This window comes from Hoeflea sp. BAL378 (assembly GCF_000759435.1).
Classification (GTDB): domain Bacteria; phylum Pseudomonadota; class Alphaproteobacteria; order Rhizobiales; family Rhizobiaceae; genus Hoeflea.
This window is the reverse complement of record NZ_JRJG01000061.1, coordinates 1-13,094: the sequence shown is the minus strand read 5'-3', so window position 1 is coordinate 13,094 and position 13,094 is coordinate 1. Positions and strand designations below refer to the sequence as shown.

Annotated in this window: 16 protein-coding genes; 9 read left to right on the top strand and 7 right to left on the bottom strand. The window is 64.7% G+C overall.

Annotated elements, in window-relative coordinates; genetic code table 11:
* Window positions 1–114: 114 nt before the first annotated feature.
* Window positions 115–333, bottom strand: coding sequence for a DUF2842 domain-containing protein (locus LL06_RS14180; RefSeq protein WP_035528023.1), 219 nt, complete (start codon window positions 331–333; stop codon window positions 115–117).
* A 169-nt stretch (window positions 334–502) separates the two neighbouring features.
* Between LL06_RS14180 and LL06_RS14175 the strand changes: the two genes are divergently transcribed.
* Complete coding sequence (locus LL06_RS14175; protein WP_081963973.1) at window positions 503–1,654, top strand: COX15/CtaA family protein; 1,152 nt, start codon at window positions 503–505, stop codon at window positions 1,652–1,654.
* Between the two features lie 58 nt (window positions 1,655–1,712).
* On the opposite strand, the gene argC is transcribed toward LL06_RS14175, so the two are convergent.
* Together argC and speB are read right to left on the bottom strand one after the other, a co-directional pair.
* Complete coding sequence (argC, locus tag LL06_RS14170; protein ID WP_035528009.1) at window positions 1,713–2,639, bottom strand: N-acetyl-gamma-glutamyl-phosphate reductase; 927 nt, start codon at window positions 2,637–2,639, stop codon at window positions 1,713–1,715.
* A gap of 86 nt (window positions 2,640–2,725) precedes the next feature.
* Window positions 2,726–3,676, bottom strand: a complete 951-nt coding sequence (gene speB / locus LL06_RS14165; RefSeq protein ID WP_035528006.1) for an agmatinase — start codon at window positions 3,674–3,676, stop codon at window positions 2,726–2,728.
* Window positions 3,677–3,845: 169 nt separating this feature from the next.
* On the opposite strand from speB, the gene LL06_RS14160 reads away from it, so the two are divergent.
* The 3 genes from LL06_RS14160 to LL06_RS14150 all read left to right on the top strand — a co-directional run bounded on the left by LL06_RS14160 (window position 3,846) and on the right by LL06_RS14150 (window position 7,208).
* Window positions 3,846–4,940, top strand: coding sequence for an acyltransferase (locus LL06_RS14160; protein WP_152599621.1), 1,095 nt, complete (start codon window positions 3,846–3,848; stop codon window positions 4,938–4,940).
* A 129-nt stretch (window positions 4,941–5,069) separates the two neighbouring features.
* Entirely contained in the window at window positions 5,070–6,200 is a 1,131-nt protein-coding gene (locus tag LL06_RS14155; protein ID WP_152599620.1) for a hypothetical protein, read from the top strand.
* Window positions 6,201–6,344: 144 nt separating this feature from the next.
* On the top strand, window positions 6,345–7,208 hold the full coding sequence (locus LL06_RS14150) for a hypothetical protein (RefSeq protein WP_152599619.1): 864 nt from the start codon (window positions 6,345–6,347) through the stop codon (window positions 7,206–7,208).
* 67 nt (window positions 7,209–7,275) lie between these two features.
* Here the strand turns inward: LL06_RS14150 and rpsI are convergent, their stop codons facing one another.
* The 3 genes from rpsI to LL06_RS14135 form a co-directional block, all read right to left on the bottom strand.
* Window positions 7,276–7,758 carry a 30S ribosomal protein S9 gene (rpsI, locus tag LL06_RS14145; RefSeq protein WP_035527997.1) on the bottom strand — a complete coding sequence of 161 codons (483 nt, stop codon included), beginning with the start codon at window positions 7,756–7,758 and terminating at the stop codon, window positions 7,276–7,278.
* Window positions 7,759–7,760: 2 nt separating this feature from the next.
* Window positions 7,761–8,225: a 50S ribosomal protein L13 gene (rplM, locus tag LL06_RS14140; protein ID WP_035527994.1), complete on the bottom strand. Its 465-nt coding sequence runs from the start codon at window positions 8,223–8,225 to the stop codon at window positions 7,761–7,763.
* A gap of 259 nt (window positions 8,226–8,484) precedes the next feature.
* A complete protein-coding gene (locus LL06_RS14135) occupies window positions 8,485–8,922 on the bottom strand; it encodes a PaaI family thioesterase (RefSeq protein ID WP_035527992.1) in 438 nt (145 codons plus the stop codon).
* A gap of 254 nt (window positions 8,923–9,176) precedes the next feature.
* On the opposite strand from LL06_RS14135, the gene LL06_RS14130 reads away from it, so the two are divergent.
* Complete coding sequence (locus tag LL06_RS14130) at window positions 9,177–9,986, top strand: enoyl-CoA hydratase (RefSeq protein WP_052161580.1); 810 nt, start codon at window positions 9,177–9,179, stop codon at window positions 9,984–9,986.
* Window positions 9,987–10,138: 152 nt separating this feature from the next.
* Window positions 10,139–10,573, top strand: a complete 435-nt coding sequence (locus tag LL06_RS14125; RefSeq protein ID WP_035527987.1) for a VOC family protein — start codon at window positions 10,139–10,141, stop codon at window positions 10,571–10,573.
* Window positions 10,574–10,588: 15 nt separating this feature from the next.
* Here LL06_RS14125 and LL06_RS14120 read toward each other — a convergent pair whose 3' ends face one another.
* Window positions 10,589–10,891: a hypothetical protein gene (locus tag LL06_RS14120; protein WP_244447136.1), complete on the bottom strand. Its 303-nt coding sequence runs from the start codon at window positions 10,889–10,891 to the stop codon at window positions 10,589–10,591.
* Between the two features lie 207 nt (window positions 10,892–11,098).
* Here LL06_RS14120 and LL06_RS14115 point away from each other — a divergent pair, with 207 nt between their 5' ends.
* The 3 genes from LL06_RS14115 (at window position 11,099) to LL06_RS14105 (ending at window position 13,056) form a co-directional block, all read left to right on the top strand.
* Window positions 11,099–11,638 (top strand): CoA-binding protein, encoded by a 540-nt coding sequence (locus tag LL06_RS14115; RefSeq protein ID WP_035528017.1) that lies wholly within the window; start codon window positions 11,099–11,101, stop codon window positions 11,636–11,638.
* 142 nt (window positions 11,639–11,780) lie between these two features.
* A complete protein-coding gene (locus LL06_RS14110; protein WP_052161579.1) occupies window positions 11,781–12,278 on the top strand; it encodes a hypothetical protein in 498 nt (165 codons plus the stop codon).
* Window positions 12,279–12,495: 217 nt separating this feature from the next.
* Complete coding sequence (locus LL06_RS14105; RefSeq protein ID WP_052161578.1) at window positions 12,496–13,056, top strand: RICIN domain-containing protein; 561 nt, start codon at window positions 12,496–12,498, stop codon at window positions 13,054–13,056.
* Window positions 13,057–13,094: the final 38 nt, after the last annotated feature.

Genomic DNA, 13,094 nt, shown 5'->3' with positions numbered 1-13,094 from the left:
TGACGCCTGTCTCTCAAGATTCTGGTTAAAACCAACGCCCGGGCGGAAAAAGCCGGGGCTTGGGTTAACGGCCGGTCAACGCGGGCTGCGACGGGAAGGGGGCGCGGCCCGATGTCAGGGCGACTTGTTCCGCTTCGAGCCTTCCATCCAGCGGATGACGACCATCGCCGGAACGACCCAGAGCACGCCGGTGAACAGAAAATAAAGCAGGTGGATGTACCAGGCGGACTCGGCCAGCTTCAGGGTCGCCACGGTCGTGGCGACAAGCGCGTAGAGCACCACCAGCGCGATGATGATGAGCGTTCCGATGAACTTCCTGAGGCGGACAGGCATGGTCAGGCCTTCTTTCATGTTTGCGACCTGAATAGCGGCTTTGGCGCTGAACGCAAGCGAAGACAGGACCGCCTTCGCCGCCGCGACCGCATGACGCAAAGCCGCGGCCCTTGCCTTGCAAAGGGGTGTGGTGCACATGTCTGCCAAAGTTCAAGGGAAGACATCGCCGATGACCACCAGTTCCATTTTCTCGCAGAGCAACGGCCAGCCCGCCGGGTTCGGAGCGACGCCATCGCCCCGGACCGGCGAGGTTCTCGCCGCCGAACAGCGGGTTCGCCGCAACCGCGCGGCGCAGCGCGCCTGGCTGGGGCTGGTGCTTCTGGCCATCTTCGCTCTCGTCCTGGTCGGCGGCGCCACGCGATTGACCGATTCCGGCCTGTCGATCACCGAATGGAAGCCGATCCACGGCGTCATCCCGCCGATGGGCGAGGCGGAGTGGCAGGAGGAGCTGGAGCTCTACCGCCAGATCCCGGAATACCAGATCGTCAACAAGGGCATGAGCCTCGACGAATTCAAGCGCATCTACTGGTGGGAGTGGGCGCACCGGTTTCTCGCGCGCGGCGTCGGCATCCTGTTTGCGGTGCCCTTCGTGTTCTTTCTTGTCACGGGACGGGTTGAGAAACGGCTGCGCTGGCCGCTGTTCGGGCTTCTCGTTCTGGGCGGGCTGCAGGGCGCGGTGGGCTGGTGGATGGTGGCCTCGGGCCTGGTCGACCGCGTCGACGTGAGCCAGTACCGGCTCGCCACCCATCTCACGCTCGCCTGCCTGATCTTCGCGGCCATCGTCTGGGTGATGCGCGGGCTCGCGCCGCATTCGGCCGATCCGGCGCCGAGCGACGGCCTGAGACGCGGGGCAGGGGTCCTGGCGGGATTGGTGCTGGTGCAGATCTACCTGGGCGGCCTCGTCGCCGGCCTCGACGCCGGTCTCGCCTCCAGCACCTGGCCGCTGATGAACGGCGCGCTTGTGCCGCCGGGACTGATGGAGATCTCCCCGGCCTGGCGCAACTTCTTCGAGAACGAACTCACCGTGCAGTTCGTCCACCGGCTGGGCGGCTACCTGATCTTCGCGGCGGCGCTGTGGCACATGCTGGCGGCGATCGCGCGCGGCCCGGGCACCACCCATTGCCGCCGCGCCATCGTGCTGTTCGCGCTTGTGACCATCCAGGCGTTGATCGGCATCACGGTGATCCTCACCCAGGTGCCGCTCGGCTGGGCGCTGCTCCACCAGGGCTGGGCCGTGATCGTGCTCGGCTTCGCCGTCGCCCATTGGCGCGGCTTCCACGGCGCCTATCCGCTGGCGACCTCCGTCGAAGTCAGGACCTGACCGGAGCGCCGCGCATCCGGCAGGATGCGCGAGGTCGCCGGAGAAGCCTGCCTGCGTGTCAGCCGGCGATCATCAGGTTGAGGTTCTGCACCGCCGCCCCTGAAGCGCCCTTGCCGAGATTGTCGAGCGAGGCCACCAGATTGACCTGGCCGGCGCCTTCGGTTCCGCAGACATAGAGCTTCATGCGGTCGGTGCCTGCCAGTTCCTCAGGGTCGAGCCGCGGCGTGGGGGCGCCCGCCAGCGAAACCACTTCCACGAGCCCGCCGTCGCCGTAATGGGCCGCGAGCGCCGCCCGGACATCGGCCATCGACGGAGCCCCGGTCATCAGGTCGAGATGCAGCGGCACATTGACCAGCATGCCCTGGGCGAAGCGCCCGACCGCCGGCGTGAACACCGGCCGCCGCGTGATCCCGGTATGGGCCATGATCTCCGGCACATGCTTGTGGGCGAGCGTCAGCGCATAGGCGAAATAGGCGGACACAATCGCGTCGTCGCGCGACGAATCCTCCATCTGGGCGATCATCTGCTTGCCGCCGCCGGTATAGCCCGACACGGCGTTGATGGTCACCGGATAGTCCGCCGGCAGGAGGCCGGCCGCGACCAGGGGCGCGATCAGCGCGATCGAGCCGGTCGAATAGCAGCCCGGATTGGACACGAACTGGGCCGAGGCGATCCGCGCCGCCTGGCCGTCGGAGAGTTCGGCGAAGCCGAAGGTCCAGTCGGGATGGGTCCGGTGGGCGGTCGATGCGTCGATGAACCTTGTCCCGGCGTCCGCCGCCAGCGCCACCGCTTCCCGCGCCGCATCGTCGGGCAGGCACAGGATGGCGATGTCGGCCTCGCGCAGGAAGGCCTTGCGCACCTCCGGATCCCGCCGCTGCTCGGCCGGCATCGACATCAGCTCGATGTCGCTCCGGTTCTGCAGCCGCGAGACGATCTGCAGGCCAGTGGTTCCGTGTTCGCCGTCAATAAAAATCTTGGGAGCCATCGGGCTTCTCCGTTCATGCTTGAATATCAGGGACTTGTGCAGCGCTCCGGACTCTATTTCCGAAGCCGTTCATGTGGCTCGCGCGATTATCGTCGCGTGCGGCGTTCTGCGAGAAGTCCCAGATAATGCATGGCGACGGAGGCTCCGGCTATCGCGGTGATGTCCGCGTGATCATAGGCTGGCGCCACTTCTACAATATCCGCCCCCTTGATATCAAGTGCCCCGAGCTTCTGCAGCACCGAAAGCATCCTCGCGCTCGAGGGGCCTCCGGCCACCGGCGTGCCGGTCCCGGGCGCAAACGCCGGGTCGAGGCAGTCGATGTCGAAGGTCACGTAGCAGGGCGCGTCGCCGACATGCTCGAGGATCGTCTGGGCGATCTGCGTGGCCGTCATGTCCTCGACTTCATGGCCGTAAAGAATGCGGATGCCGCAATCCTCGGGCGCGTGGGTCCGGATCCCGACCTGGATCGACCGGGTGGGATCGATCACACGATCGCGCACGGCGCGGCCGACGAAGGAGCCGTGGTCGATGCGCGTGCCGTCGTCGAACCAGGTGTCCTGGTGCGCGTCGAACTGCACCAGCGCCAGCGGCCCGTGCCTGGCTGCATGCGCCTTGAGCAGCGGCCAGGTGACGAAATGATCGCCGCCCAGGCTGAGGAGGAACGCGCCGGAGTCAAGGATCCTGGTGGCTTCGCGTTCGATCGTGGCCGGTGTTTCCTGGTGGTTGCCGTAGTCGAGCAGGCAGTCGCCGTAATCGATCACCGCCATGGCTTCGAACAAATCGCGCTCGAAGGGGTATTGCGGATCGTTGTCCATGATCGCCGAGGCGCGCCTTATCGCCTGCGGGCCGAAGCGCGCGCCGGGACGGTTGGAGACGGCGGCGTCGAAGGGAATGCCCCAGACCACGGCGTCGGCGCCCTCGAGCGACTTGGTGTATCTGCGCCGCATGAACGACAGCGCGCCCGCATAGGTCGGGTCGCTCGCCCGCTCGGTGAGCGAACCGGCGGTGAAGGCGTGGTCGATGGATGTGTTGGCCATGGTCCGGCTCCCGGGGGTCAAGGATTGCCGGACGTGTCTAACCCATCAGGCCGTCATGATAAAGCCGGGCCGGCAGCCCCCGGCGCTGCCATTAAGGTTAAAAGCCGATTAAGGCCGCGGCGCGGGCGGCGGAGTGGTATGAAAAGGCGGCCACCACTTGGACACGACATTGACCGCCCCACCCGTGCCTGCGCGCCAGTCAGAGACACTCTACCCCGTGCAGTATCTTCGCGCGGCGGCGGCGCTCGTCGTCATGTTCTTCCATGTCTCGGTGCTGTCCCAGGAGACATGGGGGCTCGACCCGCGGCGTGTCGATCACGTCGGCGCGGCCGGCGTCGATCTGTTCTTCGTCATCTCCGGCTTCATCATGGCGATGATCGTCGACCGGCCGGGCCGCTTTGACGGCAGGGAGTACTGGATCCGCCGCATCGCCCGTGTGGCGCCGGCCTATTGGGTGATCACCTTTTTTGTATTCGCGCTGGCGGCGCTGGCGCCGAGCCTGTTTCACTCGACGACGGCGGATGTCGGGCATCTTCTGGCCTCGCTGTTCTTCGTCGCCGCCGACGTGGGCAGCGGGTCGACCACGCCGCTGCTGGTCGTTGGCTGGACCCTGAACTACGAGATCTTTTTCTACGCCATCGTCGCCGTCACCGCCGGGCTGTTTGCCGACCGCCGGCTGCTGATCGCCTCCGGCGTGATCCTGGGCGTCGTCCTGGCCGGGATCGCGCTCGATCCGGCGCATCCGAGCCTCGCCTTCTACACCGACCCGATCCTGCTCGAATTCGTGTTCGGCATTCTCATCTTCCGGACCTGGAAAGAGACCGGAAGCGCGGGCTTCGGATTTGCGCCGCTGACGGTGTTTTCGCTCGGTGTGGTGCTCTTGGTGGCGCAATGGGAGAGGCCGCTGGTGGACTGGCGTCCCTTGTTCTGGGGCGTGCCGGCGGCAGCAGTGCTCTATGGCGGGCTCGGCGCGCTGACCTTCAGGAGCCCGTTTCTGGCGCGCCTGGGCGACTGGTCCTATGCGGTCTATCTCACCCACGTCTTCGTGATCACCTTCTACGTCAAATACGCCATTCCGACCGCGCCGCTCAATGAACTGCCCTGGCAGGCGCATTACCTGATCATGACGGCCGTGGCCTTCCTGGTGGCGGGCGGATACTACACGCTTGTCGAGCGGCCACTGTCGCGCTGGACCCTGCGCCGGCTGCGAAGCCGAGCGCCGGCCGCAACCTTGCCGGGCGCCGCCGTGGACGCGGCGGAATAGGTCCGGCCTCTCGCCCTCGACGCATGGGCGGGGTCCGGCGCCGTCCGAACGGGCCCCGGTCTTTCAAGTATTGACCCTCCGGCGATAGACGTTACCTTGTCAGGTGCGTTTATTTTAGGAAGGTATGAAATGAGAATTGATTGTCTTATCATGGGCTTCGCCTTGGCGGCTTTTTCGCATTCGCCGGTCGCGGCACAGGCGCAGAACGATGATGTCCTCAATCGCCAAGGCGTCTGGGGAGGGGGCTACAGCCGCGGCAGGTCCGAAAAAATCAGTCTGGAATTGCACGTGATTCGCGACGTCGGCCAGTTGGAGATCGATTTTCGCGGGTGGGAACCCGTCAAATTCGCCAACTGCCAGTATGTGTTCGATGCATCGGTCACCGGTGATTTTGATCTGCTGTTGAACGGATCCCACGGCACGCCGGAAGAGTGTCCGGTGGACTTTTCCGTGGGGTTCAAGCGCACGGGACCGGATGCGGCGGAACTCACATTCACGAATGCGTCCTTCCTTGACAATGCAGAACTGAGCGCTGGCCTGCGGCCGCTCCGCGATGCCGATCGCCGCGCGTCGGTCGAAGGGCTCGATGTCCTGGGCGTCGCCACCGGCATGGCGCAGGACGCCGTCGAGGCATCGCTTGAGAAGACAGGCTATGCGCCGATGCCCGACTGGACCCAGGTCGTCCAGGCCAGGGACGAGTCCTGGTCACTGGAGACGCGCTCTTATGTCCGCCAGCAGGACGGGGACGAGTGGGGCGACGTCTTCACGGTCCAGTATTCGCCCAACGTCAAGGGCGAGGAGAATGGGAACCGCGCCGCGCTGATCTCGCGGAACTGGAAAATTCCGGAGGACCAGAACGTGTCCGAACTCACCCTCGTGCGCGCCTTGAAGGACAAGTATGGCCCGATCCTGTCCATGGGCGAAGATCGCGCCTGGGACCGCAACGGCGAGAACCTGACCACCTATGACGACCGGCGGCAGCGGTGCGCGGAAGGCTCCCTGCAGCAGCTGCCGTTCTCGATCAGTTTCCGGGAATCCTCGCTCCGGAGCGGTGCCAACCCCTATTGCGGCCCGACCGCTGATATCCGCATCCAGACGGGCATCAACAGCGGCATCGCCACCGGCCTGAACGTGTTCGTCATGGATCCGGACGAGATCTGGGACGGTTTCTGGCGGACCTGGTCGGCAGGGGAGTACGCGAAACTCAAACAGCTTTTCGACAGTGTTTCCGGCGCGACCGGTGCGGCACCTGAACTGTAGACGTGCGTCGCGAGGGGCCGGTGCCGGCCCCTCGACTGCGGCGCCTTTGGCGCCGGGTCCCGTCGTCCATTCCGGCTGTGCTCGCTTCATCACCGGGTATTTAAAGACACACGCTAATTGCATCAGAATTCGGAGTTCCAGATCATGATTTTCACCAGACGCAATTTCCTTGTCGGCACGGCCGCCCTTGCGGTTTTGCCCAAGTCGGCCCTCGCGGCCTCGGACATGGATTTCACCGCCCAAGTCATCCACGACAATCTGGAAAAGAGCATCTGGCTCTCGACCAACAGAAACGGCAGTCGCGCCCTCTACGTGGTCGCCGCACCCTGGTGCCCGTTCTGCCGGCAGCTCTATTTCGCGCAGAAGGAACTGGAGCACGACATCGACTACAGGTTCGTCTTCATGGGGTTCCGCCGGTTTGGCGCCGCGGTCGCCAATGCCTATTTCTCCGATGAGAACGACCAGGTCGGGGTCTTCTATTCCGATCCCAATGCAAGCAGCAATGCGATCTCGCCGCGCTCCGTCGCCTTCATCGACGAAGTCAACACTGTCTCCGGGCACACCATGGCGCGCGGCATCGGCGCCATCATCTCCGGGTCAGGCGGCTCGGGATCCGGCCAGTCCTTCGCCTATCCGACGGTGGTCTACGGCCAGGAGGATCAGCAGGTGAACGCGGCGCTGGGCGCGTGGACCATCCTGGATCAGATCCATTCGGCCACTTCCGTCGAGGCGACACGCGGCGTCAAGGCAGATCGCTACATGGAAATGGTGCGCACCCCGCCGCAGCTCAGCGGGCTGGGCCGCAACCACTTCGCCAAGAAAGAGGGAACCTTCCTGTTCGCGGCGCCGTCGCCTGACGCGCCCAAGGTCGACATCATGGGCGAAGGCAGCGGCTACAATTTCGACTTCGCAAGCGTGGTCGCCAATGAGGAGTGGATCGGCCACCGCACCTTCAGCAATTATGACGGGCTGGCCTGGGGTCGGAAGTCCGAGTTCTTCACCCAGTAACGGGCCACGAAAAAGGGAGGCTCCGCGAGGAGCCTCCCTGGAACAGTCCAGATGATCCGGGCGCGGATTAGCGCTTGGAGAACTGGAACGAGCGGCGGGCCTTGGCCTTGCCGTACTTCTTGCGCTCGACCACGCGGCTGTCGCGGGTGAGGAAGCCGCCCTTCTTGAGAACCGCGCGCAGGCCCGGCTCGTAATAGGTGAGCGCCTTGGAGACGCCGTGGCGCACCGCGCCGGCCTGGCCGGAGAGGCCGCCGCCGGTGACCGTGCAGACGACGTCGAACTGGCCCTGGCGGGCAGCGGCGACGACCGGCTGCTGGACAACCATCTGCAGCACGGGACGGGCGAAGTACTTGACGAAATCGCGGCCGTTGACGGTGATCTTGCCGGTGCCGGGCTTGACCCAGACGCGGGCGATCGCGTTCTTGCGCTTGCCGGTGGCGTAGGAGCGGCCGAGATCGTCGACCTTGCGGACATGGACGGGAGCTGCCGGCTGGGCCGGGGCAGCGGCTGCCGATGCGCCGAGCTCCTCAAGTGAATTGAGTTCAGCCATTGTCAGGCGCTCCTTTTGTTCTTGGGATTGAGCGAGGCGACGTCGAGAACGGTCGGCTGCTGCGCTTCATGCGGATGCGTGGACCCGGCGTAAACGCGCAGGTTCTTCATCTGGCGCCGGCCGAGCGGGCCGCGGGGAACCATGCGCTCGACAGCCTTCTCGATGATCCGCTCCGGAAAGCGTCCTTCGAAAATCTGGCGCGCGGTACGCTCCTTGATGCCGCCGGGATAGCCGGTGTGCCAGTAGTATTTCTTGTCGGCATACTTGTTGCCGGTCAGCACTGCCTTCTCGGCGTTGATGACCACGACATTGTCGCCATCGTCAACGTGAGGGGTGTAGGTGACTTTGTGCTTGCCGCGCAGGATGTTGGCGATAATGGTGGCGAGACGGCCGACGACGAGATCGGTGGCGTCGATAATCACCCACTTCTTATCCACCTCTGCAGGCTTCTGCGAGAAGGTTTTCATTTGAGGTCTCTCTTCATTCAGGATCCGGATCGGCGTAAGCCGAAGGCCGGACGTTTCTTGTTGCTTGGGTTGCTCCGGAACGATCATCCCGGGCAACGGACGCGCCGCGCCCTTGAAGGGTGCGGACGCTGGCTGGCTTATAGGCGAGGCGCCAAAACCCGTCAAGCAGCCGTCGCGGGTCACCCTATAAAGTAACCCATTTGAAACAATGGCTTGGCAATACGGTATTATTATACCGTATGATTTCGCGTCTTTTGTCTCAGCCGCGCGGCGGAATCGAGTAGGTGGCGGTCGCGTGCGCGACCAGGTCGCCGCCGGAATCGCCGATGGCGATGTCGGTCACGACCAGGCGCTTGCCGAGCTTGAGGATGGTGGCGGTGGCGTCGAGCGGCCCGGGTTCGGGTTTCTTGAGGAAGTTGATGTTGAGGTTAGTCGTCACCGCCAGCGCGACGCGGCCGATATGCGCGAGGATCACCGCATAGGCGCCGACATCTGCCAGCATGAACAGGGTCGGCCCGCTGACGGTGCCGCCGGGACGAAGGTGCTTTTCCCCCGCCTGCAGACGGACCAGCGCGCGGCCCGGAGTCACCTCGATCACGCGGATGTCGTCGCCGTTGGTCTTGACCTGCGGGAACACCTCGTCGAGATAGGCGGAGACGTCGGCGGCGGACATCACGGGCGTGGCCGGTGTTTGCATGGGCGGGGTCCTGTCATGTTTGGGCATGGGCTTGGCGACTGGGAGCGGGGCGGGCACGGCTGCCCGCAAGGTCTGATGGCGCAGCCGCCACCGGTCGTCTTTCCTCCCGCAAAGAATCTCTCCGCCGGCAAAATCGCGGAAATCGCCGGTGCGGTCAATGCGCGCCGCGGCCGGACGGGGTTCCCGCCATCAGCCAGGCGCGCTAGACTGGGGCAGGACTTGTCGAGGGAACAGTGCGGATGAACGTGGTCGAGATGAAGCAGGACGGGCCGGGCGCCCTGGTCAAGGTGGAACGGCTGGGCCACGTGCTGCGGCTGGAGATGAACAATCCGCCGGCCAACGCGCTGTCGATGGCGATGATGCAGGCGCTCAAGGACGCGCTCGACGCGACCCGTGAGGACAGGTTCATCCGCGTGGTGGTCCTGGCCGCGGCCACGCCGGGCAAGCTGTTCTCCGCCGGCCATGACCTCAAGGAACTGACGCTGCACCGCGCCGACGAGGACCGGGGCAGGGCGTTCTTCGCCCGCACGATGAAGCTCTGCGCGGAACTCATGCAGACGATCGTGCATCTGCCGGTGCCGGTGATCGCCGAGGTCGATGGTCTCGCCACCGCCGCCGGCTGCCAGTTGGTGGCCTCCTGCGACCTGGCTATGTGCACCGACACCTCCACCTTCTGCACCCCGGGCGTCAATATCGGGCTGTTCTGCTCGACCCCGATGGTGGCGCTGTCCCGCAACGTCCACCGCAAGCAGGCCATGGAGATGCTGCTCACCGGCGAGACCATCGACGCCTCGACCGCGCGCGAATTCGGCCTGATCAACCGGATCATGCCGCGCCAGTACCTGAATCAGATTGTCATGAAATACGCCGAAACCATTGCGTCCAAATCGCCTTTGACGGTGAAGATCGGCAAGGAAGCGTTCTACCGCCAGGCCGAGATGTCGCTTGAGGACGCCTATGAGTACACCGCCAGCGTGATGGTCGAGAACATGCTGGCCCGCGACGCCGAGGAGGGCATCGGCGCCTTCATCGGCAAGCGCAAACCGGAATGGACCGGGGAGTAGCCGCGCACCCGCGGCTTGGAACGTGCCGGCAGGCCCGTTGACAGGACAGGGCGCACTTCATATGTTCATGAAATGTTCCATTTCCGCTGACGCCCGTCAGATCCACGCAATGACGGCATCAGCGACCCGGCCGTTCGCAGAAGGAAGCCTCCATGACGCTCGCCCCGCGCATTACCCTGATCACGCTCGGCGTCGCCGATGTCGCCGCTTCGACCGCGTTTTACGAGAAGCTCGGGTTCAAGCGCTCCTCCGCCTCCAATGACAGCGTCAGCTTCTTCCACATGAGCGGCGCCGTGCTGGGCCTGTTCGGCCGTGATGCGCTGGCCGCCGATGCGGGGGTCGCGCCCACCCGCCCGCAGGCCTTCGAAGGCATGTCGCTCGCCCAGAACCTGGACTCGCGGGAGGAGGTGGATGCCGCCTGGGATTTTGCCGTCGGCTGCGGCGCGCGCCCGGTCAAGAAGCCGCACGAGGTGTTCTGGGGCGGCTATTCAGGCTATTTCGCCGATCCCGACGGGCATCTGTGGGAACTGGCGCACAATCCGTTCATGCCGCTGGGCGACGACGGCCACATGATCCTGCCGGACTGACCGGCTTCGGCTGCTCTACTGCGTGATCCTGAGCAGCGGCCGGGTGCGGAAGAAGGTGTCGTCTTCGCTGGCATTGGCGTCGCAGGCGATCACGCGGCAGGCATTGGTGTCGCGCGCGGGGACGCTGGCCCAGACGCCGATCGTGTTTCCGGGGCAGAGCAGCGAGGAGCTGACATAGCGGTCATAGATCGGCAGGCCGCGCTTTGACGTGTGGCGCAGGATCGCCTCACCCTCGCGGACAAGCGCCGCACGGATCGCGCTGCACTGGGTCGAGGTGGTCTCGATGCGGCTGATCGCATGGGCCGGGCCACTGCTCAAAGCCAGGACAACGCCCATAAGCGCTGCGCCGGCGAGCGGTGTACGGGCAGGGGGACAAGGGAACATGACGGTTTCTCCAGCAAGGGTCTCAGGTCCAGTCTGTCCCTGCAATGTGTCGCGGGTTTGATCGTCGGCAAGACCGGCGGCTTGACGCAGGCCCTCGCCATTGCGACAACGACGCCTGACCTCCCGCTGGACAGGCCGCCGATGAACCACGACCAGTACGACAATTCCTACATTTCCGGCATCCTGCGATCGGTGAAAACCATTGCCGTGGTCGGCGCTTCGGCCAACGAGGTGCGCCCGAGCTTTTTCGTGATGAAATACATGCTCGCCAAGGGCTACCGGGTGATCCCGGTCAATCCCGGTCAGACGGGCAAGCAGATTCTCGGCCAGACGGCCTATGCGAAGCTCGCCGATATTCCAGAACCCATCGACATGGTCGACATCTTCCGCGCCTCCGACGCGGTGCCGGCCATCGTCGAGGAGACGCTTGCGCTAGATCCGCTGCCGAAGGTGATCTGGATGCAGTTGACCGTGCGCCACGACGCGGCCGCGGCACGCGCCGAGGCCGCCGGCATCAAGGTGGTGATGAACCGCTGCCCGAAGATCGAATATGCAAGGCTTTCGGGCGAGATCGGCTGGAATGGCGTCAATTCGGGCGTGCTGTCGTCGCGGAAGCCGGTGATGCGGGCGGGCTTCCAGAGCTATGGCCTGCGCGGCAAGCCCGATGACGCCGGCGAGTGAGGCGCCGCGCCCGCGCCGCGTCCAGTCCCGCTGCACGCCGATTTGACGCCACAGTTCCGGTGCATAGCGCGGAAACGCGCGTGACGCGGATCCTCCGCGCAAGATCAGGGAGCCGGGCGATGCACCGTCCGGGCGGAACATCATGATCAGGATCTTGAAACTGATGCGGACCACTGCCTTTGTCGGTGTGCTGATCGTGTCGCTGGCGACAACCGCAGTCAGCATGGGCCTCTGGGCGATTTCGCTCACCGCGCAGGTGACGACAATGACCGCGAGCGCTGCCGCCGCGGCCATCGCCAACCGCAAGGCCATCGCCGCGGCGGTCCTGCGCACAAAGGCCAAGGCGCGGCTGCGCCGGGCGCTGGTGGTCATTCCTGTTGCCGGAATTGCGGCAGCGGTCGCCTTCGAGCGCGAGGACTATCTCGAGTGGAAGGAAGACAATCCGGACGGCACGCTTGAAGCCTATGGCTGCGAGGTGAGCGCGGTCTCCGCTGAAGTGGTCGATGACGTGCTGCAGGATCTGCCCGAAACGGTCCGGCCGTCGCGCGACTGGATGCTTTCGCGCATGCCGGAGTGTGATGCAGCGAACCTGGCCCCGGAGCCCGCGACGGGATCGATCCCCGCTGCCGGCAAGCCGTAATACCCGTTCATCATGCCGAAGCGGCATTGAGGACAGCCGCCGTCCGCCGCGGCATGTCGCGCGAGGCAGGGCATCGGTGCCCGGTGGCCACGCGCTCGATCCCCGGAAAAAATCACGTCGGGCGCGCAAACAATACTGCAGACACAATCCGTTTGACCATGCCGCAACATAATGAATAGACTGAGTTTTTAGATCCGGCCAATGAAAGAAAATTTTGATGCACAATGAATATTCTGATGCACATTTCGCCAATCCTTCCAAAGCCTGGCGCAAGTCCATGTGGCTCGCGCTGGGGATGTTCGCCTCACTCGTGATCTCTGCCCCGTCTTCCGCGCAAGCTCAGGAGTTTGACGATGGCCAGTATTACAGGCTCACGACCGAGTGGCAGGGCGATGGCAAGTCGCTCGATGTTGTCAATGACGGGGCCAATGATCAGCTCATTCTCGCCGACACGGGCGACTATTCCGGGCAGTACTGGAAGTTCACAAGCGTCGGCGACGGGTTTTACCGGTTGACGACCCAGTGGCAGGGAGCCGGCAAATCCCTCGATGTCGTCAATGACGGGACCAACGAAAAGCTGATCCTCGCCGACACCGGAAATTATTCCGGGCAGAACTGGCGTGTCGAGCGTCAGGCCAACGGCTATTACCGCATGACCACGCAGTGGCAGGGAGCAGGCAAGTCTCTCGATGTCGTCAATGACGGCGTGAACAATCAGGTGAGACTGGCGCCCACCGGAGATTATTCGGGCCAGTACTGGAAGATCGTCGCGCAGTAGCCCCGGCTGGCGGTCCGTTCCGGCCGGTCCGCGCGCTC